This is a genomic window from Pauljensenia sp. C0254C2 (assembly GCF_056583835.1).
Map to the genome: position 1 here is coordinate 70,776 of NZ_JBWPJO010000006.1, position 24,343 is coordinate 95,118.

Annotated in this window: 21 protein-coding genes and 1 pseudogene; 10 read left to right on the forward strand and 12 right to left on the reverse strand. The window is 58.8% G+C overall.

Features of this window, described 5'->3' with window-relative positions; genetic code table 11:
* Positions 1-7 precede the first annotated feature (7 nt).
* Positions 8-883 carry a carbohydrate ABC transporter permease gene (locus AC1DA5_RS06080; protein ID WP_092648846.1) on the forward strand — a complete coding sequence of 292 codons (876 nt, stop codon included), beginning with the start codon at positions 8-10 and terminating at the stop codon, positions 881-883.
* A gap of 194 nt (positions 884-1,077) precedes the next feature.
* Positions 1,078-1,998 carry a glycoside hydrolase family 172 protein gene (locus tag AC1DA5_RS06085; protein ID WP_157886392.1) on the forward strand — a complete coding sequence of 307 codons (921 nt, stop codon included), beginning with the start codon at positions 1,078-1,080 and terminating at the stop codon, positions 1,996-1,998.
* Positions 1,999-2,510: 512 nt separating this feature from the next.
* Here the strand turns inward: AC1DA5_RS06085 and AC1DA5_RS06090 are convergent.
* The gene (locus AC1DA5_RS06090) at positions 2,511-2,972 is read right to left on the reverse strand and encodes a hypothetical protein (RefSeq protein WP_141757415.1); all 462 of its coding nucleotides are present in this window, start codon (positions 2,970-2,972) and stop codon (positions 2,511-2,513) included.
* A 223-nt stretch (positions 2,973-3,195) separates the two neighbouring features.
* Positions 3,196-4,245: a zinc-binding dehydrogenase gene (locus AC1DA5_RS06095; RefSeq protein WP_092648844.1), complete on the reverse strand. Its 1,050-nt coding sequence runs from the start codon at positions 4,243-4,245 to the stop codon at positions 3,196-3,198.
* Positions 4,246-4,401: 156 nt separating this feature from the next.
* Here AC1DA5_RS06095 and AC1DA5_RS06100 point away from each other — a divergent pair.
* The 3 genes and pseudogenes from AC1DA5_RS06100 to AC1DA5_RS06110 all read left to right on the forward strand — a co-directional run.
* Positions 4,402-4,608, forward strand: a pseudogene (locus AC1DA5_RS06100) (NAD(P)H-dependent oxidoreductase); the annotation flags it as partial.
* Between the two features lie 42 nt (positions 4,609-4,650).
* Positions 4,651-5,064, forward strand: coding sequence for a sterol carrier family protein (locus AC1DA5_RS06105; protein WP_070727965.1), 414 nt, complete (start codon positions 4,651-4,653; stop codon positions 5,062-5,064).
* A gap of 12 nt (positions 5,065-5,076) precedes the next feature.
* The gene (locus AC1DA5_RS06110; protein ID WP_480289554.1) at positions 5,077-7,461 is read left to right on the forward strand and encodes an AAA family ATPase; all 2,385 of its coding nucleotides are present in this window, start codon (positions 5,077-5,079) and stop codon (positions 7,459-7,461) included.
* On the opposite strand, the gene AC1DA5_RS06115 is transcribed toward AC1DA5_RS06110, so the two are convergent.
* A complete protein-coding gene (locus AC1DA5_RS06115) occupies positions 7,450-9,153 on the reverse strand; it encodes a phosphoenolpyruvate--protein phosphotransferase (protein WP_070727734.1) in 1,704 nt (567 codons plus the stop codon). The two genes, AC1DA5_RS06110 and AC1DA5_RS06115, sit on opposite strands and share 12 nt — an antisense overlap.
* A 71-nt stretch (positions 9,154-9,224) precedes the next feature.
* Positions 9,225-9,473, reverse strand: coding sequence for a DUF4235 domain-containing protein (locus tag AC1DA5_RS06120; protein WP_070727732.1), 249 nt, complete (start codon positions 9,471-9,473; stop codon positions 9,225-9,227).
* A 214-nt stretch (positions 9,474-9,687) separates the two neighbouring features.
* Here AC1DA5_RS06120 and AC1DA5_RS06125 point away from each other — a divergent pair, with 214 nt between their 5' ends.
* Entirely contained in the window at positions 9,688-11,157 is a 1,470-nt protein-coding gene (locus AC1DA5_RS06125; RefSeq protein ID WP_092648842.1) for a type 2 periplasmic-binding domain-containing protein, read from the forward strand.
* Between the two features lie 868 nt (positions 11,158-12,025).
* Here the strand turns inward: AC1DA5_RS06125 and AC1DA5_RS06130 are convergent.
* Both AC1DA5_RS06130 and AC1DA5_RS06135 read right to left on the reverse strand, forming a co-directional pair.
* Positions 12,026-12,181 carry a hypothetical protein gene (locus tag AC1DA5_RS06130; RefSeq protein WP_157843524.1) on the reverse strand — a complete coding sequence of 52 codons (156 nt, stop codon included), beginning with the start codon at positions 12,179-12,181 and terminating at the stop codon, positions 12,026-12,028.
* Positions 12,182-12,426: 245 nt separating this feature from the next.
* Positions 12,427-13,752 carry a DUF4921 family protein gene (locus tag AC1DA5_RS06135; protein ID WP_070727727.1) on the reverse strand — a complete coding sequence of 442 codons (1,326 nt, stop codon included), beginning with the start codon at positions 13,750-13,752 and terminating at the stop codon, positions 12,427-12,429.
* A gap of 225 nt (positions 13,753-13,977) precedes the next feature.
* Here AC1DA5_RS06135 and AC1DA5_RS06140 point away from each other — a divergent pair, with 225 nt between their 5' ends.
* The gene (locus AC1DA5_RS06140; protein ID WP_070727724.1) at positions 13,978-15,186 is read left to right on the forward strand and encodes an oxidoreductase; all 1,209 of its coding nucleotides are present in this window, start codon (positions 13,978-13,980) and stop codon (positions 15,184-15,186) included.
* Here the strand turns inward: AC1DA5_RS06140 and AC1DA5_RS06145 are convergent.
* Positions 15,183-15,599, reverse strand: a complete 417-nt coding sequence (locus AC1DA5_RS06145; protein WP_070727963.1) for an ACT domain-containing protein — start codon at positions 15,597-15,599, stop codon at positions 15,183-15,185. The genes AC1DA5_RS06140 and AC1DA5_RS06145 overlap by 4 nt on opposite strands.
* A gap of 323 nt (positions 15,600-15,922) precedes the next feature.
* On the opposite strand from AC1DA5_RS06145, the gene AC1DA5_RS06150 reads away from it, so the two are divergent.
* Positions 15,923-16,381 carry an Hsp20/alpha crystallin family protein gene (locus AC1DA5_RS06150; protein ID WP_070727721.1) on the forward strand — a complete coding sequence of 153 codons (459 nt, stop codon included), beginning with the start codon at positions 15,923-15,925 and terminating at the stop codon, positions 16,379-16,381.
* A gap of 171 nt (positions 16,382-16,552) precedes the next feature.
* On the opposite strand, the gene AC1DA5_RS06155 is transcribed toward AC1DA5_RS06150, so the two are convergent.
* The 4 genes from AC1DA5_RS06155 to AC1DA5_RS06170 form a co-directional block, all read right to left on the reverse strand.
* Positions 16,553-17,356, reverse strand: a complete 804-nt coding sequence (locus AC1DA5_RS06155; RefSeq protein ID WP_070727718.1) for an LmeA family phospholipid-binding protein — start codon at positions 17,354-17,356, stop codon at positions 16,553-16,555.
* The gene (locus AC1DA5_RS06160) at positions 17,353-18,231 is read right to left on the reverse strand and encodes an aldo/keto reductase (protein ID WP_070727714.1); all 879 of its coding nucleotides are present in this window, start codon (positions 18,229-18,231) and stop codon (positions 17,353-17,355) included. Before AC1DA5_RS06160 ends, AC1DA5_RS06155 begins: the two co-directional genes overlap by 4 nt.
* 85 nt (positions 18,232-18,316) lie before the next feature.
* Complete coding sequence (locus AC1DA5_RS06165) at positions 18,317-20,380, reverse strand: ABC transporter ATP-binding protein (protein ID WP_070727712.1); 2,064 nt, start codon at positions 20,378-20,380, stop codon at positions 18,317-18,319.
* Positions 20,377-22,206, reverse strand: a complete 1,830-nt coding sequence (locus AC1DA5_RS06170; protein ID WP_070727708.1) for an ABC transporter ATP-binding protein — start codon at positions 22,204-22,206, stop codon at positions 20,377-20,379. Before AC1DA5_RS06170 ends, AC1DA5_RS06165 begins: the two co-directional genes overlap by 4 nt.
* A gap of 142 nt (positions 22,207-22,348) precedes the next feature.
* On the opposite strand from AC1DA5_RS06170, the gene AC1DA5_RS06175 reads away from it, so the two are divergent.
* Entirely contained in the window at positions 22,349-23,110 is a 762-nt protein-coding gene (locus AC1DA5_RS06175; RefSeq protein ID WP_157886391.1) for a hypothetical protein, read from the forward strand.
* A gap of 30 nt (positions 23,111-23,140) precedes the next feature.
* Here AC1DA5_RS06175 and AC1DA5_RS06180 read toward each other — a convergent pair whose 3' ends face one another.
* Positions 23,141-23,611 (reverse strand): RNA-binding S4 domain-containing protein, encoded by a 471-nt coding sequence (locus tag AC1DA5_RS06180; protein ID WP_070727699.1) that lies wholly within the window; start codon positions 23,609-23,611, stop codon positions 23,141-23,143.
* 238 nt (positions 23,612-23,849) lie between these two features.
* On the opposite strand from AC1DA5_RS06180, the gene AC1DA5_RS06185 reads away from it, so the two are divergent.
* Positions 23,850-24,326, forward strand: coding sequence for a ribose-5-phosphate isomerase (locus AC1DA5_RS06185; protein WP_058237894.1), 477 nt, complete (start codon positions 23,850-23,852; stop codon positions 24,324-24,326).
* The last annotated feature ends 17 nt before the right edge of the window (positions 24,327-24,343 follow it).

A 24,343-nucleotide genomic window follows, 5' to 3' on the forward strand; every position in this document is an offset into this window, starting at 1 on the left:
GAGTTCGATGCAAAAAACATCTCAGTATGCTCGCGATGCCTATAAGGCGAGGAAACCGCTTTCTTTTATTTTGACTAAATATGGCGTCTTAGTAATTGCCGCCCTTGTAGCCGTATTGATGCTTGCTCCCCTGTATTTGGTGGTGATTAACTCGTTCAAGAGTCCAGCTGAATATTCCATCAATGGCCCGGTAGCTCTACCAGAGCAGTGGACTGTGAGTGCGTTTCAGCGTTACTTGGAAACGGTTAATTTTCCGAGACTTCTGTTTAATTCCATAGTTACAGCAGGTGTAACTTCTCTAGTCGGCACGTGTTTGTCACTTCTGGCTGCTTACGCACTTGGTATTGGTCGAATCAAGGGGCGTACTGGAGTTATTTTTGTCCTCTTGATCGCAACGATGTTGCCACAAGAGGCACTCTTGTATCCTCTATTTTACGGTGTTCAAGCAATAGGCCTCCATAACTCGATCTGGTCGGTTGTTATTATTTTCTCTGTTCTGCAGGCAGCGATGGGGACTTATCTGTTGTCCTCCGTAATGTCTACATTTCCGAGAGAAATGCTTGAGGCGGCCCAGGTGGATGGTGCTGGTCGTTTCAGGGTCCTAATTAGCATTGTTTACCCGATTATGCGTCCTTCGCTCTCTGTTTTGCTGGTGTTTTTCTTCGTCTGGACGTGGAATGAATTCCTGATTCCGATGATCATGCTGGTTGGACCGGATTCTCAGACTTTACCAATTGCTCTGGCAAATCTAAAGGGACAGAACACGCTTGACGTGACCCAAATGGCGGCCGCATCTCTGCTCACGTTGTTACCCACGCTCATTTTCTTCGCGTTCTTCCAGAGAACGTTGACGAGGGGCGTCACTGCTGGAGCAGTTAAGTGAAAAGGATTAGTCACTTGAAAACTAATATGAATTTCCCTGATTATGCGAGGAATCTCCCCGTCCTTTCACGTTCTATAACGGCAGAAAACCCGTGCGGTTCGCCTGGAAACGGAGGAAGATCCTCCTCGAAGCTAGGAGTTGGCAGGAAGGGTAGGCCTTGCATATCTATCCCTCCAGGAGAAACAGTCAAGATTGTGGATATTAAGGGACCCGGTCAGATTCGTCACCTGTGGTTCACTATGCCAGCGAGAACTAAGTCTGAGCCATTCGTTCTGAGAAATATCCGGATAAGAATAACGTGGGATTCGGCGGAAAACCCAGCTATAGACGTTCCAATTGGAGACTTCTTTGGATGTGGATTCGGCGAGGTGGTTAACTATTCTTCCTCAGTTATGGTCGCAGCGCCAACTGGGGGGCTTAACTGCTATCTCCAAATGCCATTTAGAGAAAGAGCTGTAGTTGAAATAGTTAGTGACCACTCTGAAGTGGTCGAAGGATTCTTCTATCAGGTTGATTATTCGCTTGAGGAATCATTTCCCGATGATCTGTGTTATTTGCACTCACAATGGCGACGCACTAATGGCACTAACCAGCTCGGACAAGATCATGTCGTTCTCGACACGCAGGGATCGGGAGCTTACGTTGGTAGCTTCATTTTTCTGAGCCAACTAGAGAGATTTTGGTACGGCGAAGGAGAGCTCAAGTTTTATATTGATGATGACCAAGATTTTGCCACAATTGTCGGAACTGGCTTGGAAGACTATGTCGGTGGCGCTTGGGGTTTTCGTGACCAGTGGGATGGGTATGAAGATCCAAAACCAGTGGCTTATTGTTCTCTGTACTTGGGGTATCATCAGCAGATTAGTCGTGATAACAGCCGAGTTTCACCTTATGCCAAAGATCTGCCACCAGGACATGGGATGTATAGATGGCATCTTTTGGATCCTGTGAGATTTTCTCGAAGGCTTAAAGTTACTCTCCAACAAATCGGGGATCGTGGTGATTATCTTTTTGAGCGTCGTGATGATGTCACTACCGTTGCCTTTTGGTACCAAACTGATCCAAGCGGCGACGATTGGGTCTTGCCTGAAAAAGAGCAACGGCGCCCACGGTAGATGTTTGGTGTTTGCGGCGGTTTGAATGGAAGTTCCTTTGGCTGCTCAACTTCAAGAATAAGATTGAGTTGAAGTTGAGCAGCCATCCGGATTTTCCAATTATCTTATAACGTGCGTCAGGTTCCTCTATTTGTTTTCGTCTAGTGAAAATGGACGTTCGAGATACGCGGTATAGAGAGAGTTTCTTCTTAAAGGGACCGGGGTCTTGGCGACTCTTGTTTTGTTCTGTTGAGTACAGTTCCAATATTCTTTCGCTGAGATTGATGTTGTTACTATTTAAGTGGCGTCACATCGCTGTTATTTTGCGAGTAATCTCGAAGTTGGAGATACTAAGGGAGCTGCTCGATATTGAACGTGTTCTAGGGGTCCCACTGCTACTCTCCCCATTGGCTCGATCGACGATAGGACAGCGTTGAACGAGCGCTACGCTTGCTGTTGAGTGACATTTCAACGTGAAACTGTCGAGGTGCGAACCGTTCTATAGGGCTATAGTTGCTTTCGTGCTGAGGTTTTTAGGACGAAATGTCTTTTGATTCAAGGGCATGGAGAGACTGAGCATTGGCGAGTGAAAAGGACTGCGAGTAGGCACGACAAGAACAGGTATCGACGATCAATTTCGCGCATAACTGCGGGTGCGAACGTTCGTGCATTGCTGGTTGGTATTGGCGGCAGATGAAAGAATATCTCTCATGATGTTGCCAGTGGCGACGATTATCGGTTCTGTTTCCGATGATTCGCTGAACCGGCGTCTTGCACACGCCATCACGCTGTGCTTCAATCCACATCCAATTTGAAAGGTCAAAAGGTGGCAAAAGACGGCCGCCGCTTGTGTAGGATCTTAATCCTTGCCCGGCGTTGTTCCCTGATTTGACTTGGAATCCCGCAACCTGCAGAGCGCTTCGGATACGTGCACGCTCATTCTTGCGAGCGGCTATGTACATCGCCTTTGCTTGTTGAAAATCCACGTCATCCATCTCGAATTCCCCCGCTATCTATTGTGAAGGAGCAGGGCGATCAGCGCATACAACTCGCGCTTACTGATCCCAAATGTGGGCGTCAGTTCGTAGAACTGACGCCCACCCGAGGTTAAGCAGTTCCAGCGACTCACTACGTTTGGGCGTTCGTGATGTGACGGCCTAACTTCTCAGCGATGCGTTCCTTCACACAGCATGCCGCCGAGGCGGGATCATTGGGGAACTATTTCCACGGATCGACGAGGATTCGAATCGGGTTGCCCTCCTTCGATTCCATCATTTCAATACCGCGTTCGATCTCAGACAATGGGACCACACCAGAGATCGATTGCGACAGGTCAAGACGCCCGTCCTTCAACAGCTCTGCCAACAGGTAAATGTCGACAGGTTTGTAGCCCAGGTGGCCGAACGCCTGCTTGCGCTGCAAACCGAAAGACAAGATGGGGCCAGCGTCAATTTCCTGACCTGACAGGCCAACGAGGACAGCTCGCCCATTGAAATCCAACGAGGCAATGGCCTGCTTGAACGTGGACTGCAAACCAACGGCGTCGAACGCGACATCGATTTTTCGCCCGCCCGTCGCTTCCGTAATCTTCTCCATCAAGTCCGGATCATCTGACCGGAACGTATAGTCAGCACCCAACTCCTTCGCACGTTCCAAGACCGCGTCGTTAATGTCAATCCCGATGACCGGGATAGCGCCGGCGAGCTTGGCGAGTTGAACGATATGCGTTCCCACGCCGCCCAGGCCCCACACCGCAACCGCATTGCCGATCGACACCCGCCCTGTGCGCTTGACCGCGCTAAAAGGTGTAGCAACAGCGTCAGCCAGGATCGCTGCCTGATCCATCGGGACACCCTCGGGAACTCGCGTGAGGCCAGCAGCGGGAGTGATGGTGTACTGCGCCCAGGCGCCGTCATAGGCGAACGCCATCAGCTCAAGATTCTGGCAGGCTCCTTCGTTGCCGCGGCGACATTCACGGCACTCGCCGCACGACCTGCCGGACACGGGAATAACTTTGTCGCCCACTTTCCACCCGGTGACACCTTCGCCCAGCTCTGCGATTTCACCCGAGCATTCATGGCCCTGCGTCACCACGTCAACTTGTGGTGGAAAGTTTCCGTCGATCAGTGACAGGTCAGAGTGGCAGATGCCGCAGTAGGCAACTTTAATGAGGACCTCGCCTGGTCCGGGGGAGGGGATCGGGATGTCTTCAACCTTCATGGTCTTGCTGTCGGCGTAGAAGCGCTGGGCGCGCATTGTTCCGTCCATGTTGATACCTTTCTGGTTGTTTTCAGCTCAGCGACGAGGCGACGGTGCAATCAGGTATGCATCCTTGCTTTCATGCCCCTGCGTCTCAACTGTGAAACTCGCTGTGCAGGTTCATTTTAGCGCCGTCTAGGTAGAAAGTCCTATGTTGAGAGAGCAGACGCCGTACTGATCGTGACCCCGGAGTACAACCGATCCATTCCCGGAGCTCTCAGGAACGCCCTCGACTGGATGTCGCGACTCTACGGATCAAACCCCTGGGGAACAAGCCCACCATCATTGCCGGAGCCAGAGAATCGCCCTACGGCACAGCGATGGCACAAAAAGACCTGCGCTCACAGCTCGCATACTTCAACGCATACCTGATGACACGGCCTGAGCTGTATATCAGCGCCTAGAATGGTCGCCATGACGCCTCGACGAAAAATCGACTTCGATGCCGGCATGGATGCACTGCGCACGTGGCGCGAACAGGGCGATGACACCCCGCGCCGTCAGCAGATGACGGCAGTGCGTTTCTGTCTGGAGGAGCTCGAGCAGCGTCACCCCGGTCGCGCGGTCGAAGTGCGCGTCCCTCCTGCCGGAGCCGTCCAGATTCTGAAAGGTACCACTCACCGTCGAGGTACCCCACCTGCCGTTGTCGAAATGTCGATGCCCACGTGGCTGCGCCTCGCAACCGGCGACCTGTCGTGGGACGAGGGGGACGCCGCCGGCCTGATCCAGGCATCCGGCCAGCGAACAGATCTCGCCGCGCTGTTGCCGCTGTTCGATGGCCGCGACCTTGCCGTACACTCGCAGTCCGCAGATGCCGGTGGGCTGTGAGACCATGACCCTGTGAGCACCCCACCCATCGAGATCACCGACGAATTCCGTCGGGCACTCGACATGCTGGAAGCCGGCAGGTCCCTGTTCCTGACCGGCAACGCCGGCACGGGCAAATCCACCCTGATCCGCTACTTCATGGCCTCAACTGAGCGTAAAGTCGTGGTCGCCGCGCCCACCGGAGTGGCAGCGCTCAACGTCGACGGCTACACCCTGCACCGCCTGTTCTCATTCACCCCGCATACCACGATCGACGACGTGCGAAACGGCACGTATAAGCCTTCGCGGTTCTCGCGCACGCTGGCCTCAATCGACACACTCATCATTGATGAAGCGTCGATGGTGCGAGCCGACCTGTTAGACAAGGTGTGCCTCGCCCTCGAAAAATACGGGCCACACCCTGGGGAGCCTCTTGGAGGAGTCCAACTGGTCCTGGTCGGAGACCTCTACCAGCTGCCGCCCGTGGTCAACACGGGAGAAGAAGACTACTTCGCGTCCGCTTTTGGCACCCCGTATTTCTTCTCTGCCAGCGCGTACAGTGCCGAGCGGTTCCCGACCGTCAACCTGACGAAGGTTTTTCGCCAGCTCGGTGATTCTCAGATGACGCAGATGCTCAACGCGATCAGGTCGGGGCGCATGACACGCTCGATCACCAGCGTCCTGAACAGCAAGGTCAACCACGATTTCACGCCACCAGAGGACGAGTTTTGGCTCACGCTCGCCACGACAAACCGGATCGTCGGTGCGCGCAACCGGCGACACCTTGATGATTTGCCGACACCGCTCATCCAGTGCCACGGAGCGCAATCAGGCAACCTCGACAAGTTCGAGCCGCCGACTGACCCCGTGCTGTCATTCAAAGTTGGCGCCCAGGTCATGATGCTGACCAACGACCCGGCTGACAGGTGGGTGAACGGCTCGCTCGGGCGCGTCGTCGGGATCGACGGGATCGGAGGAGCCGACGGGATCGACCAGGCCGCGTCCGACCCCATCACTGCAGGTACCGTGCCCGATACTGCCCCTACGGTGCCCGGCCGCGTTCCCACTTTCGACCCCACCGCCGCGACCGCCGCGACTGACTCGATCGAATGCAGTGTCGATGACGACATCGAAGTGCTCGTTGAACTGCGCGACGGCTCGACAGTCAGCGTTGAACCACACGCATGGGAGATCATCCACCCCACCGTCGAAGGTGGAGTCCTGCGCCACAGCGTCGTCGGCTCCTTCACGCAGATGCCGTTCAAACTGGCGTGGGCCATCACGATCCACAAATCTCAGGGCCAAACCCTCGACCGTGCCGTCATCGACCTGTCGGGAGGCACATTCGCCGCCGGCCAACTCTACGTAGCGCTGTCACGGTGCCGCAGCCTCGACGGCCTCGTGCTGACACGCCCCATCTACCCGCGCGACGTGAAAATCGATCACCGCATCCGCTCATTCCTGGCTGACACAACCGGCCTGCCCACTGGCCGTCGCGCATACTGCGGCGCGCTCACCTGCGGTCACGGCGACGGGTTCATACGCCCCCTCGAAATCGCCTTCACATTTGACGAGGGTGCCCCACTCACCTCACTGATCAACCCGACGCGTGACATCGGAGATGCCGCAGCGACCTATGACATTCGTGCCGCTGACCTGCAGGTAGCGCCGCGCCTGGCTGATATATGGCCAGCCGTTGAAGAACGCATTTCCGGCCACACCCTCGTCGCACAGGCACACGACGACATGCTGCGAATCTGGGATGATGAGCTCAAACGTACCGGCATCGTCGCACCCCTCGAATCAGTGCTCACTGTTCAGGTGCCACAAAGCACAGCAAGCGCGCTCACACGGGCCGAAAAGCTGCGCGACGCAGCACATGCAGCAGATGCGAGTCTGCCCGAACGCGCACCGGCATACACGCCGGTCGACGAGCCTCGAGCCGCATGGCTCCTGCCGCGCTCACCGCGACAAATCGTGCCCTACGGGGATCCGGTGAAAGTGGCCGCACTGATCGAAGAACGTGTCGCTGGGCTTACGCTCGGTGACAGCGCCGCGCAGCTCATTGACGATTTTTGCAGGCGGTACGCAGTGGCGATCAACTACCGCACTCGGGGCGAGCAGACCACGTGGGCGCAGTTCATTGAGGAACACAGCGGTGATGCGGCTATACCCGTGCGTGTGTGCTTCACCGGCACGGCTGTGTGTGACGGTGAGGTGTGGTCGCGCGAGCAGATGGAAAACCTCGCACACACCTGCGGCCTGGCTGTCGCGCCCAATGTGTCAAAGACGCGATGCGACGTTCTGATCGCTGCGGACGTGACCAGCATGTCCGGCAAAGCCAGGAACGCCGCAAAGTGGGGCAAACCCGTCTACTCGGCCGACGAGTTCATTTCCTGGGCGCGCTCAGTGAGCTGATGCGAGCGGGGGGAGTTGGGTACGGGCAAAATGACGCGCCTCTCCTGGGCTGGTTGCCTCACGGATGGCTACGGAAGCTGCCTGGCACTGCTCGAGTGTCACTGACGCCAGACGAGCACCCACCGGTGGGATAGCCGGGCATGCCATCGACAGCGACTGCACACCCATGCCGACCAAGACACACGCAAGCAAGGGGTCAGCAGCAGCCTCACCACACACGCATACATCTGTGCCGGTCTCGCGGCACACCTTCGCAGTGTGGGCAATGAGGCGCAGCACCGACGGCTGCCACGGGTCGGTGTACTCGGCCAGGTGGGGCGACATTCTGTCAGCAGCCATCACATACTGCGTCAGATCATTCGTCCCGATCGACACGAAATCCAGCAGTGGCGCAAACTTGTCAATCATGATGGCAACGGAGGGAACCTCCACCATGATGCCGGCTTTCAGGCCGCGATCATGGACAAGGCCGGCAAACCACTGGGTTTCCGCAACTGTGGAAATCATCGGTGCCATCACGAGCACATGCTCATGCCCAACAGAAGAAGCTGCCAATCTAATCGCGTCGAGTTGGCGGGGCAGAAATTCCTGGTTGTGGCCAGTGGTGCGGATACCGCGCACACCCAGAGCCGGGTTTGCTTCCTCCAGCAGCGGGGCGAATGGGACAGGCTTATCGGAGCCGGAATCCAACGTGCGCACCACAACCTTTGATTCAGGGAACTCCTGCATCACCTTCCCGTACAGCACAGCCTGATCGTCCACGCTGGGTTCGACCTGAGTGTTGAGGAAGTACAACTCTGTGCGGAACAGGCCGATACCTTCCGCATCGCCAGAGTGTGCCGCCAACCTCGTCGTCACATCGTCCTGCACATTTGCCAACAGTTCAACACGCACATCGTCGCGCGTGCGTCCCGGCCCGTGCCAGGCACGGATCGCCGCCAGGCGTTCAGCTTCATGAGCAACTGCGTCGTGAGCGTCACAGTGACGGGCGCCCGTCGTAATTGTTCCGGTATGCGCATCGACAAGGACATGGACACCCTCGGCAATTTGCCCAATGGTGCGGGCCGCCACGATGCACGGGATGCCGAGCTGGCGAGCAATGATCGACGTGTGCGAGGTCGGGCCGCCGAACTCTGTGACGATCGCGGAATACATCGAGGGGTCAAGCCCTGCGGTATCAGCAGGAGAGAGATCATCAGCCAGTAACACTACCGGGTGATCAGTGCGCGGAATACCCGGCTCCGGCTCCCCGCGCAGCTCAGCGATGACGCGGTCACGCACATCGCGCAAGTCGGTAGTGCGTTCGCCCATAATGCCACCGGCGCGTTCAAAGGAATCAATCAGTTTCGCGGTAGCACGTACCACTGCCTGAACAGCGGGAACGCCTGCCTCGATGTACCTGACCGTCTCCTTGCGCCATGATTTGTCGGTCGCCATTGACGCGGTGACGGCAAGAACCTCGGCCGCGCTGCCTTCAGAGTGCTCGGCACGCTCAAACAGGCGCTGCGCCACCACGTCAGTTGCCGTCATGTACGCGTCGATTGCGCCTGGCCGCTGATCAGGCGTCAGCTCCGCCTCGTCCTGCGCGGGCAGCGTCGGGCGCCTGGCCCACGCCGAGGGCGCCCACGCCACACCAGAGACAACCGGAGTGCCGTAGTGAACGCACGGCGACCCCTCATGAAACTCACTCACTGAAAACTCCGATCACCATGCGGGACTACGCATTATTCACCATTCGTCGTGCCCACACATCGTCGTGGTGATCAGTCGTCAATCTGACCAGGTCCGTACCACTTCTTCGCACCCTTGATGGCGTAACGCTGAATGACCGACACGCACACCGCTGACAGGGCTGCGAACGCCAGAAGCTGCACAATCTGGACATTGTCATCGTCTTCGCGTGGAATCGGCTTGCCGGTGACAAGCTTCCAACCGCCTTCGACCAGCTTGTTCGCCACCATTGCCGACAGAGCCATTGACCCGGCGCTTGCAATCTTCCACCCGATATCCATAGTGTTCTCCGTTTCCTCAACGTGTTGTCAAAAAGGCGAACAACGCAGCGCCAGCTCAACGCGTGGCGGCGTGGCTCTGATGTAATCATGCCCCATTTGCGTGCGCGGCGCGTGATAAAAAGAATATCGCGTTCGCAAAATACGCTCTGGATGCGCCGCAACCGCCCGCGCACAGGCGACAATGGAACCAGAAACGACAAGGGAGGCTGCCGCGATGAACACTGCGCCACAAGGACGCTTCAGCACAGCGCGCCGACACCCATCCGCGCGCCGACCCATGTATCTAGGCGCGGCAGCGTGCGTGAGTGTCGCCCTTGCACTGAGCGCTTGCACCGCCTCAGTCGATCCAACCGCGGTGACCGACCCGTTCGCGTCGAGCCAGTCAGTCGGGTTGGCCGATGGCGCGTCCCCCTCGTCAATGTCGGGCGCAGCAGGCGATACCAGCCAGTCCGCTGATTCGCTGCGCCAGTCGTGGCCCGAGGGTGCCCCTGGACCTGACGAAGGCCCTGCCGTCACGCGCGGAACGGGAACCGTGCGCATCGGCGTGGTGGCAGATAGCAAGGTTTCGCTGCCCCCGCGTCTACTTGAGGAATTCACCGAACGCAGCGGCTTCAAGGCCGAAATTCTCCCCATCAGCCGCAGTGGTGAAGCTGGCAGCCTGTTGTCCGCTATTGACGAGGGGACCCCCGACGTGCTGATGGGACTGGATCCGGCCGACCTGGCCGATCTGGGACTGAAAGATGCAACGGTCTATGGCCGTGATGATGTGTGCGCCGCGGTCGACCGACTGTTTATTGAGGCTAATCGCGGGAAAGCTGCCGCCTCCTTTGATGAGCTGATTGATGACGCGCATGCCGTGCTGTTTACTGTTCCCGGCCCGGTGACCTCTGCTGCCGGCAGAGCATTCATGCTGGCAACGGCGAGCGTGAAGGGTGACAAAGCTCCGACCTGGTGGAAGGACGCCGCAAAGCGTGGCGTGAGAATCGACAAGGGGAGCGGCGCAACCTCCTCGTGGAGCGCGCTTGACCACGGGGCACCTGTGAGCGCGGACACCCAGGGGGCGAGTGGCCAGCGCGCAACTGGAGACAGCGCCACGGGCGATGGTGCGGCGGAAGACAGCTCGGCGGGAACTCAAAGCGCGCGCGGCCAGGCGGCCGGGTCTCAAGGTGAGCAACCGGCCTCGTCTCAAAGCAACCCAGCAGCCTCGTCGCGAAGCAACCAAGCAGCCTCGTCGACAGCAGCGCCGTCCTACTATTCCGTGGTCGCCGCCTCTGACTTGGCGCATGCGCCGCTGCTGCTCAACACCGGCGTTGAATCATATGGTGCGCTGATCGGTGGGACTTGCGTGAAGCGCTCCGTGTTCGTCGCGTCCTGGCCGGGTGACGAAGCTACGACCGGGGCTCAAGCTACTGCGGACACCGTTCCCACCGCCAGCTCCCTGCCTACTGCCGGGGCGCAGGCGTGGATCGACTTCGTGCAAGGCGCAATGGCACAGCGCATTATGGCGCTTGACGCTGTTGCCTGGCCGGCCGCATGGCCGGGTGACCAGGCGGCCGCTCTGGCAAGCGACAGCGTATTGAGTTGGGTGGCAGCTCCCGTAGATAGCGCGTTGGAACTGAGTGAGGAGCAGTGGTCAGCCTCATCAACCCTCCAACCAAAATGGGCGGGTGCTTTTGATTCCTGACGGCTCCAGCTCGGGGGCTTTCGGTTCCCTGTAGCTTTCAGCGCTTGGCGGCTTTCCCGGCATTGCAATATCGGTGCGGTGCGCGGCCACGGTGCCGATCCGCCCCGAAATGCGTTATGTCGTCAATCGGTCGGCGCTTGTCGCGGCCGGTTGATTCTTGCCTCAGTCGGTTATTCTTGCTTGGCCGGTTGCGTCGTGGTCCTGTCACGGGGTCGAGCAGTGATCGGATCATGGCCTGTGTGCTGCACAAACCCCTAAATCTTAGGCTCCATCGTGCACAAACCCCTAGATCTAAAGCGCTGTGGTGCACAAGCCCCTAGATCTAAGGCGCTGAGATGCACAAGCCCCTAGATCAACAGCGGGCGGGGCCACCCTCGAAAAATAGGATGCCCTGTGACCTGCATGTTCACAAACGCGGTGAAATGTGCGGGCGTTAGATCTAGGGGATTGTGCAAAAAGGAGTGAGAATCTAGGGGAATGTGCACCCGTGGAGGTTAGATCTAGGGGAATGTGCACTCGCGAGGGGTAAATCCAGGGCATCGTGCGCGCAGGCACGCAGATACCAGGAAGCACTGCCTGCCGGAGAGCTGAAAATGGGGGCGCGAGGCGAGCGAGTCGACAGATCTGAGAGAGTGTCTTGCGCGGGAAAACCGAAACGGGGGCGCGAGGCGAGCAGATGGCGTGGTGCGGTCAGTTTGCGGATCGTGAGTGCGAGAGGGAACGTGAGTGGGGGAGGGGACGTGAGCGGGTGGAGGAGATACGAGAGATGGGGTGATAGTGACAGAAGGTGCCCCTGCTGCTTCGAAAAACAGCAGGGGCACCGGGGTTACGAATAGCTCAGTCGCTGATCACTCGCAGAGCGATGGGGTCAGCTCTGGGTCGTGGTGTCCGTAGTTACCTCTGACTGGCCCGGCACTGACATGTCGCCGCCGTCTGACGCACCGCCACCTGAGCAGCCCGCGACTGCAAGACCTGCAATGGCCAAAACAGCTCCGATTCGTGCGATCTGTGAACGTGAAGCCATGATGTTTCATCTCCTTCGGTGGGATGATTACCGGATCACCCCTGATCGGAATAACGTTCTCCACACAGTAGCTGGCATCAAATCCATACTCAAGAGTTTTCAGGTAATTCTCAGATTAATGGGGGAATATGCCCAAATTGCGAGACACCAGCGGCACACTGCTCGAGGGTGAGGCGCACGGCGCTGTGCTCTGCTGCCCAGGAATTGTGGAGTGGAAGGTCGGACCGCGTCGCGCGGACAGAACGTCACCCCTCGCCGTGCAGCAGGCTCGGATCAGCCGAACATTCATCACCGATCTTCATCGGTGCAATCGTGCCCTTTCCGCGCTCTTCGAGCAGGCGCTTCACAACGCGTTCGCGCACAGTCCACGGGTCGATCGTGTTGAGGTAGATGCGAGTGCCGCCCTCGAACCCGGCCAATGTGGAGATTCTCCACTTGAGCAAAATCCTCCACCGCATCGGCGTCGACACCCCGGGCGGTCGGTGATACCACTCCTCGTTACATGGCACGTCGACCCCGGTGGCCACGTGCGCAGCATGCAGCAAGTCAGAAACTCCGCGAACCTGCTCATCGGAGGCGTGCCATGGGTTGACCGGCTCGCCCAGCGGCCAGATCGCAATGGTGGGGTAGCGGTGACCAAAACCGGCCAGCGCAATGGCGTGCTCATTCTGCGCAATCAGCAGGCGTCGCGTGACACCGACCGAGAAAATGTCGTCGTATAGATCCGGCTGCGCTCGCAGGCGGGAAAGCTCTGCCTCAGTCTGAACCGCGTGAGAGTCAATTGCGACCAGCTGTTTATGCAGGTGATCGAAACTCGCGCCGGCCGGTTTAAGCCAGTTCTGGAACGCTGCCACGTACTTGACAGCAGGATCCAACCCGTACAGGTCAGCCATCGCGCGGGTAGTGAATGCCGTGTACTGATAGTGCTCCTCCGGGGTGAGGGTGCCAGACCCCGCCAGCTGCGTATTATCCGTCGCGCCATCAACATAGTGTCGGCGCGCAACGATCACGTCGTGACCACCGGAGAAAAACCCGTTCGCCTGTTGGAGCTTTTCTGAATCGGACAGAGCATCGAAGTCCTCCTCGGACATGCCGCCCGCCATCATCCGCGCGCGCACAACCCGCATCACGTGGTCATAGCCAGTCGAGGAAGCCAGGTATTCAGCCATTCGACGGTGCTCAGCTTCAGATGGAACGTGACCGTGGTTGAGGTGCCAGTAGTTGTAGGACACGATTTCGAAGAGGTTTGGGATGCGGCGGAACTCAGCGACAGTCGACGTCAGCTCATCGGCTGGCAGTGCTTCGAGCTGTTTCCAGTTGCCGTCCTCGTCGCGAATCAGACGAGCCTTTTCGGGTGGAGTCTCCAGATAGCGCTGCTCACAGAAGGCGCAGTATTTGCCGTGCTGATCTGGGTCGAGCTGCTCGGGCGTCTCAACTGGCACGGATAAAGGGCGGTGTCCCCGGCCGGGAACGGTCCACACTTCAGTGCCGGACAGCAGGTTCGTCTGTTTGACGGTGCCATCAGCTAGCCGCACAATGGCCCGGTCGTGGGTCTCTTGCTCCTTCGCCATACCTCCTAGCGTAGTCGCACTCGCCCTCATCTGACGGGCCCGGCACAGGCTCGGCAGCAATTTCCTGTTCTCTTGCGGCGTATGTTCGCCCTCTCATCAGGGGTAACGAGGCAGACGCCGCTTCGTGGCGGCAGCTCCCCCGATTCTATGTATGCGCTCAGTGAATTCAGTGGTGCACTGCTGTCGGGCTATCGTGAGGACGCCGAACATCGGTAGGGTGGACGCATGGCTCGTGTGCGTTTGTTTGAACCGATTGAAGTGGGAGCGCGCCGCATTGCACACCGCGTGTGGATGCCTCCGATGTGTCAATACTCCGCCCTCCCGTCAGGCCCCACAATGGGGCAGCCGACCGACTGGCATGTGGTGCATTATGGTGCGAGGGCGCTCGGCGGTGCAGCAGCCGTCATTGTCGAGGCGACCGGGGTCGTGCCAGAGGGGCGTATCTCCCCGTACTGCCTGAGCCTGCATTCTGACGAGCAAATCCCGGCCTTTGCGCGCGTAGCTGACGCGATCCACGCTGGCGGTTCGACTGCCCTGATCCAACTCAGCCACGCCGGACGTAAGGCGTCAGATCCGGTGGATTGGGCGGTGGAACATTCTCGCCGCTGGGCACGCCAGGCAGGGCGTGACCTTCCGATCTCGGATCAACGCGACCATGAACTTGAGTGGCAAACCGTTGCCCCGTCGGCCGTGGCGTTCAATGAGCGGTTGGGGACGCCTCGTGAGTTAACAGGTGAGGAAATTGACGGCCTGATCCGCGCGTTTGGTGACGCGGCAGAGCGGGCCATGCGCGCAGGTTTCGACGGCGTGCAGATCCACGGCGCTCACGGCTACCTGATTCACGAGTTTCTCTCACCATTTTCCAACACACGCACTGACAAGTGGGGCGGTGACTTCGAGGGCCGCACGCGTTTCCTGCGCCGCATAGCACAGGAAATCCGTTCACGTATTGGCGACGAGGTCGTCCTGGGCGTGCGCCTGTCGGGCACTGACTGGACGAAGGAATACCCCGAGGATGGTCGCGACGGCTGGACACTGGAAGAAACAGTACGTCTTGCCCGTGAACTGGCACGCCCCGGCACTGAGTTCAGTGCTCACGAAGGCGCTCGCGGTGTCGACATGATCAATATGTCGACCGGAGGGAACGTGCCGGATGCCCGTATCCACGGTGGCGTGGGATATCAGGTGTTCGCCGCGGAGGCTGTCCGCACAGGCCTGCATGATGCAGGAATTACCGATGTGCCGGTGTCAGCCGCGGGCCTTATTACGGGAGCTGAACAGGCGGAACAGATTTTGGTGGACGGTCGCGCCGACATGATCGAAGTGGGGCGCCCGCTTCTGACTGATCCGATGCTGCCGCACGTATGGGCGGTGCGTCTTCGCTCCGAGATGGCGTGGCCAGATCCGTATCTGCGTGGCACCGCGCGGTACTAGGCCTGGGCTGGTGGCAGCCAGCCTCGTGCCTGACGTGCCAGATTGTCGAGGATGGATGCCGCTTCCGTTGCTCGATCCACGTGAACAAAAAGGTGGTCGTGGTAGTAGCCGGCGATCACGTTGCAGCTGATGGATCGCGATGCGAGTGTCTGGGTGATGGTGGCGGTCATGCCCACTGAATCCAGTGCGGAATGCACGCCCAACGTGATCAGAGCATAGCGTTCGTCCATCGGCAGGCCAGCTTCGCGCGCATCGTCTTCAGCGACGACAACGGTGATGCCTTCTTCTTCCTGGATTGTTGCGAAAGGCTGGAGCCCCTCAGGAATGGAGTGAACTGACGCAAAGACGTAGACACCCTGTGGGGTGGCGTCAAGCGCTGCAAGAACTGAATCAAGATCTTTTAATCCGGACATGTCTTCGACGATACCGATCGCGTCGTCTGTTTGCGAGGGTGTCTCACAATGAAGACCTGCGAGTTGAAGGGACTTCTGTTGGGGGGACATTGGCCTGCAATTCGGTGATCGTCACAGTGAGTCATCGACAAGTGCAGCTACTTTTGAAAGTTGAGTCTAGGTGTGTCAACTTTCAGCCTTGAGTGAAAGAGACTCAACTTTGCTTGCGGAGCCATCCTCGTCGATGCAGACTAGAACCATCAAGCGAATAGAGGCTCTGGAAAGAGCCACCAAGGTGCGGTCACGAGGGGGCCGAGAGCCTTGGACAAGTGAAGGAGATTGTTATGGTGACTCGTTTTGATCCCATGCGTGACATGGACCGTATTTTCAACTCAGTGATGCGTGAGGCTCCGGCCAACCCCGGCATGCCGCTGGATTTGTACCGCAGCGGCGATGAGTTCATCGCGAAGATGGATCTGCCCGGTGTTGACCCCTCCACGATCGACATTGACGTGGAAGAGCGCACGCTGACCATCAGCGCTGAGCGTAAGGCGGAGACAGCCAAAGATATTCAGTGGCTCTCCCACGAGCGCCCATCCGGTGCGTTTGCCCGTCAGCTGACACTGGGCAACGGAGTGGCTCTGGACGGAATTTCCGCTTCGTACCGTGACGGTGTTCTGACGCTGACCATTCCGGTCGCAGAAGCTGCCAAACCGCGCAAGATCGCTGTTGCGGTGGAGGACAGTGCTCATGACGAAGCGCAGACCATCGAAGCTGACGCGCGCGACTCCGACGAAAACTGAAGTCGGCCTCTGCGCGAGGAGCCGAGGCACTGAGGCCAGAAGGCTGCGGTACTCACGCTCTGCTTTGCCGGGATCCGCATAGATCCGGCGACTAGCGCGGTACAGAACCACCCGCTTGCTGGGATCTGAAATAAGTCCGGCAGGCGGGTGGTTTCTTATGCGGTTTTGCAATTATCGGAAGAGCGTTTCCAGATCGATATCAGCGCCGGTCAGCGTTGCGGTGATCTGGCCGCTGTCCGAGGTCTGCAGTGACGAAATCATGAGCCCGGATGGCAGCGGATCCAGTGGAACGCGCAGATCGTCCAGATTGAATTCCGTCAGCAGGTCATCCAGCGGAAGATTGAGCGCTCCGGCCTGAATGGTGGTGGGCGTGATCACCAGGGATCGACCGTTGTCACCGATCGCCAGTGTTGCCATCGCCGTGACCTGCTGGCCCAGGATTTCCATGCCGAGGCTCACGCCTTCATCGGTGACGCTGACAGTAGCGGGCATTGAGATGTACTGAGGCAGCTGATCATCCAGAACCTGCTGCAACGAATCCTGATTGACCCGCCCGGTGCCTTCAACCGACTGCGCGTGATAGGGCGAGGACGTCCCGACATTGTGCACGCTGATGTCGATATCGTTCAGCCGTAACTGGCTCCCGGACACATCCACGTCCCATCCGGGCACATGCACATCCAGCGTCGAAATCGCCCCACCCAGAACCTGCGTGAGGAACGGGATGTCAACAACTGACACGTCAACGCCATCCTCGCCGTCAGCAGCGCCCCCCTCGTCGGTGGTTCCCTGAGAGGTAGTGACCGCGCCAGGCGCGCTTTCAACCTTGGACGCGAGGTCACTTTCGACGCGGTGTGCCAGGTAGCGGTCTGCACCCACCAGGGCGGCGGCGAGCACGACGATCACCACAAGCTTGATCCACAGGCCTGTGTGCGAACGTGACTTTTCCGGCGCGTAGGGAGGTGGCGCGCTCACAGACGATCCATCACGTCAGGATGAGCACCCGTGCGGCCTTCTTCCCCTTCGTCGAGGGCGGCCACCGCAGCCATCTGCTGATCGGTCAGCTCAATATCAAAGAGCATCATGTTGGCACGCTGTCGCTCCGGTGTCACGGACTTCGGGAAAATGACATCGCCGCGCTGCAAAGCCCAGCGAAGAGCCACCTGAGCAGCTGACACGTCGCGCTCCGCCTGCTCACTGACCTCGCGCGCGATTTCACTGAGGCGGTCATCAGATGCTGCCCGGCCACGCGCCAGCGGCGACCACGCTTCAGTGATGATCGAATGCTTGTCATCGAAGTCATGCACCTCCTGGTTGAGCAGGTAGGGGTGTGACTCGATCTGGTTGACCATCGGGACGACACTGGACTGCTCCAGCAGTATCTCCAGGTGGTGCGGCTCAAAGTTGGACACGCCAATGGCGCGGGCTCGGCCGTCTTCGTAGAACTCCTCGAGCACCTTCCACGTGGTGACAAAGTCGCCGCCGTAGAGCGTGGGCAGTGGCCAGTGGATCAGGAACAGGTCCACATAATCGGTGCGCAGATCCTTCAGTGACTGCGTGAAGGCGGCGCGCGCCACATCAGGCTCATGGTTGGGGTTGTCCAGCTTGGTCGTGATGAACAATTCTTCACGCGCAACGCCTGACTGTGCCCAGGCCTGCCCGACTTCGGCCTCATTGTGGTACATCTGTGCCGTATCGAGATGGCGGTACCCCAGGGCAAGCGCGTTGGACACTGCTTCGACGACATGCTCAGTGATCTTGTAGGTTCCAAAACCCAGCTGAGGAATCGTGGCTCCTGTGGCCAGGGAAAGCGTGGGGATCTGTGGAATGTCTGCCGATGCGGTCGCCATGATGGCTGGCTCCTCTCATGATCTGTCAACATGCTCGGGCACGTGCTCCACTTCAGCTTACGTGCCCAAGCGTCCATTCATGAGCCTATGCGATATCGTCCTCGTCCGTCACTGCTGGGCCCGCAAACTGAGCCTGGTAGAGGCGGGCATACGCGCCGCCGCGTTCCAGCAGTTCGGCGTGGCGACCGGTTTCCACCACGTCGCCGTCTTCCATCACCAAAATGAGGTCCGCATCGCGAATCGTTGACAGGCGGTGCGCAATGACAAACGAGGTGCGATCCTGGCTGATTTGATCCATCGCCTTTTGTACCAGTGCCTCGGTGCGCGTATCAACCGAGGATGTTGCCTCATCGAGGATCATCAGGTCCGGGTGCGCGATGAATGCGCGGGCAATTGTCAAAAGCTGGCGCTCACCGGCCGAAATCTGGTCGTCCTGGTCGGCAACCTTCGTGTCATACCCATTGGGAAGTTGCGTAATGAGGCGATGCGCCGCCGTCTCCTTCGCGGCTTGCCTGACGTCCTCAGGTGTGGAGCCCTCACGCCCAAACGCGATGTTCTTCTCAATCGTGCCTTCGAACAGCCATGTATCCTGCAGCACCATCCCCATATGGGAGCGCAGAACATCCTTGTTGATCGTCGAAATATCCACGCCGTCGATCCGAATCGCACCGGAGTCCAGCTCGTAGAAGCGCATGAGCAGGTTCACCAGCGTGGTCTTTCCGGCACCCGTTGGCCCGATGATCGCGACAGTTTGGCCAGGCTGTACCTCCACCGACAGATCCTTGATAACGGGCTTATCTGGCGAATAGCCGAAGCGCACGTGGTCAAAGACGATGTGCCCGCGCACGTGCTCATTTTCTGCCGTGCTTGCCTGACCGCCCCAGGATGTCTGGCTGCTGGCAGCTTCTGGCGTTTCGTCAGTGCCCTCCACATGGGCCAGCGCGAACGAGGACGCCCCGTTATCCGGCTCCATCTCAGGTGCATCGAGGAACTCAAAGACGCGTTCAGCCGAAGCGATACCGGACTGCAGGGAGTTCGCCATCGACGCCAACTGGCCCAGAGGCTGCGAGAACTGACGCGAATACTGGATGAAGGCCTGAACCTGGCCCAACGTCATTCCACCGTTGGCGACCATCAGCCCGCCACCCACGGCGACCACCACGTACGACCCGTTGGACAGTAACCCCATCAACGGCATCATCAGGTTGGAGATGAACTGCGCCTTGAACGATGAGTGATACAGCCGCGTATTGGCGTCGTTGAATTCGTCGGTGAAACGCTCTTCCAACCCGTACAGCGCAACGACCTCGTGCCCCGTCATCGCTTCCTCCACGACGCCGGAAACCTCGCCGGTCGCATTCCACTGCTCAACGAACTGCGGCTGCGCCTTCTTCATCAGGTAGACGGCGATCGCTGCACCGAAGGGAATGATCACCATCGCCAACAACGTGAGCTTCCACGACATCGACACCATCATGGCGACAATGCCAACGACGGTGAGGACTGACTGGAAGAACTGGGAGAGCGTCTGGTTCATGACCTGCGTGACGTTGTCGACGTCGTTGGAGACGCGAGAGATCAGATCACCGCGCGAATGCTGATCGAGGTAGCTCAGCGGCAGCCGTTCGATCTTGCGCTGAATCTCATCGCGCATCCGCCACCCGGCGTTCTGAACGGCAATGCGCAGCAGAATCTCACCGACCAGCCCCACCAACGCTGAGGCGGCGTAGATTGCGCACACCGTCAGCAGGACCTTGCCCAACTGGCTCATGTCGATTCCCTGGCCGGGCACGACGTCCATCGCAGAAAGCATGTCAGCGAAACGATCATGACCCGAGGCGCGCATCGCCTCGATTGCCGCTTCTTTCGAGGGCGCGTCCGCCATCATCTTCCCGATGACGCCGTTAAAGATAATGTCTGTGCCGCGGCCGAGAATCTTCGGTGCAATCACTGACAGAACCACCGATGTTGCAGATGCCAGCAAGGTGATGAAAATGATGAATGCATCGGGTCGCAGTGACTTGATCAGGCGTTTCAACGAGCCGGAGAAGTTCTTCGACTTGCCTCCAGGTGCGACCCCGCGGTTGCCGCGAGGACGGTTGGACTGCCCGCCGCGGCGCCGGCGCTGTGGCTGAGAATCAGTGCTCATGCTGCCTCCTCCTCGCTGAGCTGTGAGGCAACAATTTCCTGATACGTCGTACAGCTCTTCATCAGGTCCTCATGCGTGCCGCGACCGGCGATGTGACCATCTTCCAGCACGATGATCGTGTCGGCATGCCGAATCGATGCAACGCGCTGCGCCACCACCACGATCGCTGCGTTGCCGGTGTGATCAGATAAACCTGCCCGCAGGCGCGCATCTGTGGCGTAGTCCAGCGCGGAAAAAGAATCGTCAAAGATATACAGGTCGGCATCGCGGTACAGGGCACGCGCAATCGACAGGCGCTGGCGCTGACCGCCGGAGAAGTTCGACCCGCCCGGATCGACGTCATAATTCACACCGCCATCAAGCTTGGAGACGAACTCCGTGGCCTGAGCGCCCTCGAGTGCGCGCTCCACCCTGGAAAGCTGCTCGTCTGTCAGGTTGTCGGTTCGTGTCACGTCCAACAAACCGGACACTGTCTGCGCAATGGTGCCGGAAAACAGGTACGCATGCTGCGGCACCATCGCGATGTGCTGGCGTAGCTGAGCCAGGTCTATGTCGCGCGCATCGACGCCGTTGACTCGGACGGTTCCGTCTGTAGGATCCATCAGGCGCGGCAACAGGTTCACCAGTGTGGTCTTGCCTGAAGCAGTTGAGCCGATGATTGCGGTTGTCGTTCCTGGTTTCAGAGTGATCGAGATGTCATTCAGGACTGGTGAGAGTGCCCCGTCGTAATGCACGCTGACGTGGTCAAGACTGAACACCCATTGGCCCGGGTCAGGCGCGGTGTTGTGGTGAGAATCCTCGGATGCGGCGGCGTCGCCCTCGTCATTGTGTGTCTGCATGTTCGAGGGGGACTGGGGATCCGCGGGCGTGACAACTGTGGGAGCTGAGTCAAGAACCTCGGTGACACGGTGTGCGGCGACGCCGGCACGAGGCACCATCACGAACATCATGGCGGCCATCATGACGGCCATGAAGATCATGCCGAGGTAATTGATGAAGGCGAAGAGCGCACCGATCTGCATGTTGCCGCTGTCGATCAGGGATCCGCCGAACCACACCACTGCAACCGATGAGATCGAAATGATCAGCGTCACCGAGGGGAACATGATCGAAAAGAGGATACCGATGCGCAGGTAGACTGACCGTACAGACGCGTTGACCGAGTCGTAGCGCTCGCGGATAAACGGCTGACGCACGAATGCGCGGATGACGCGGATGCCGGTGAGCTCTTCGCGCAGGACGGTGTTCATCGTGTCGATGCGTTTTTGCAGGCGGGCGAACTGCGGTGCGAGGAACGCCATGATGACGCCGACAACGACTGCGAGAATGGGGACGACGACCAGGAGCAATAGTGAGAGGCGTTGGTTTTGGCGCAGCGCCATCAGGACTCCACCGATGCCGTTAATGGGTGCCTGAACCATGATAAGGAAGGTCATCAGGGTGACCATCTGGATTTGCTGCACATCGTTGGTGGAACGCGTGATCAGGGAAGGGGCGCCGAAGTCATGCATGTTCTGAGCGGAGAAGGACTGCACATGAGTGAAGAGCCGGTGACGTGCCCAGGCACCCAGACCCATCGCAGTACGGGCGCTGAAATAGACGGCAAACGCAGTGGTGATCACCTGGACGAGAGTTATCCCCATCATGATTGCGCCGAGTTCCCAGATCAGGTCAGTGTCACCTTGTGCGACGCCTTCATCGATGATGCGGGCGTTGAGGTTCGGCAGATTCAGTGCGGCTATGGTTGCGATTACCTGCAGCACGATAATGCCGATCACTTCAAGAAGGCGTGTACGCAGATAGCGCCAAACAAAACGAAAAAGCACGCGTTTTCCATTCCATCGAAGTGCGTGACGTTTTCACGCACTCACACATGGTAAGAGACGCTGTGTCGTCATGCTCGCTATGGCGTTTTTGCGCTGTTGCGTGACCGATGGACATTTCAGGTTAATCGAGTAAACTTCCGACGTGCCCATGTTTACGTCATACAGAACACCTGCGTTTTCACCTGATGAGCTTATTGCAGGTTTTTGGTTGGTTCTCGCCTATGTTCATGCCGGGAAAGTGGCTGAATATGTTGCGAATAATGGTGAGCCGACTGAAGCTGTTCTTCTGACTGAGGGTGGTACGCCTCACACCTGGCACGAAATCGACGATATTGTTGAGCCTGTTATCCGTCATCATGGGCTGGAGCACCCGGACGAACTTGCGGAGAAGATCGCACAAAACATCGTTCGCACTGTGTGGTGGGTCACACAGACGAATGACAAGGTGTCTGGTGAGGCCTCTCAGGCGTCGATCTCTGTGGCTGATTTTGACCGCGCCCGCTCGGCTCTGCTGGAAGCCTGGAACGTAGGATCGATCGCCGGAATGGCGCTGTGGCCGCCGACCGCCCGCACTGTCGCCACGCGTGTTGGCGACGGCAGATGGAACACAGCTCTGTCCCGTCTGGGTATTGCGACGTATTCAGGCAGGCGGGTAGGAGCCACGCGCTTCAGTGATGAGGACATCATGAAGGCGTTGCAGAAATTCAACGACGAACTGCACGAAGAATCAGGTGAGGAATCCTCCAGCTCGCAGGTGTCAGATCGTCTGACCTACCAGAACTACTGCGAATGGGCCTCTGAACAGCGGGCTGCAGGCGAGCGGATCGTGTCAGGCGCGACGATTCGCCAGCGCTATCGGTCGTGGAAAAAGGCGCTGCATAAGGCCTTCGAGCAGGAGGGCTGAGCGCGGTGCGCTGAGCTGAGCGAGGGGCAGCTAACGCCAGCGGATCGAGGAGTCACGTCCGCGCAGGCGATCAAGTTCGCGACGCTCTTTCTTGGTGGGACGACCTGTGCCCTTTTCGCGCCGAGCCACCGGAATTGAGAGGCGCGGGCGTGGAAGCGACAAGTCAACGTAGCACTGCCGCGCTATTGGAGCGCCCATCCGTTTAGCCAGGAGGTGACGCACCTCCAACACGCGATCGAATCCTTCGACGCGCAGGCGCACCTCATCGCCGACTCTGACTTTCTGCGCGGCTTTCGCTGCCTCCCCGTTGACTTTCACGTGACCGGCGCGGGCGGCAGCCGTCGCAGCCGAACGTGATTTCACCTGCCGAGTCGCCCACAACCACGTATCGACCCGCACGAAGGACTGGTCGCTGAGTGCGCCCGCAGGGATCGGCACTTCCGCGTCAGCAGCGTGAGCGCTCTCAACCGGAAAACCGTATTCAGCATCGTGGTTGCTCATAGACAGATCCTAGAGCGTGAAGAGCCGCTCTACCCTGCGCACCCCGGGCGGGTGGCGGACGGCGTGACCAACCAGCACGGCTGCATCCTGTGCGAACGCGCACCCCGGACGGGTGGCGGACGACGCACACAGGTGCGAACCGATTGGGATCCCGCCGATGCGATGGCTACGATTGGAACAGGTCACTGTACAGACCTCACGTCAGCAACGCCGCTTCACCATGATGAAAGGACTCGACATGAGCACTCCTCGTATCGTCCACATTGCTACAGATCACGCGGGGCTCGATGCGTCGCATGCGATTCAGGAACACCTGCGGGAGCGCGGATTCGAGGTTCACGACCATGGCCCTCAGTCCTACGATCCGCAAGACGACTACCCCGCTTTCTGCATTCACGCCGCGCAGGCCGTTGTCGCGGACCGGCAGGCAGGAAAAGACGCCCTCGGCATCGTGCTGGGTGGGTCCGGAAACGGTGAACAGATCGCCGCCAACAAGGTCGATGGTGTGCGAGCCGCCCTCGTCTGGAACGAATCGACCGCGCTGCTGGCCCGCCAGCACAACGATGCGAATGTTGTCGCGCTCGGAGCCCGTCAACACCCTGAGGAGGAAATGATTCACCTGATCGACCTCTTCCTCGACGAGCCTTTCTCCAACGAGGAGCGCCACGTCCGCCGTATCGGTCAGATCAGCCAGTTCGAGGCAGAGCGGGGTTAGCCTGCGTCACGAGCGAC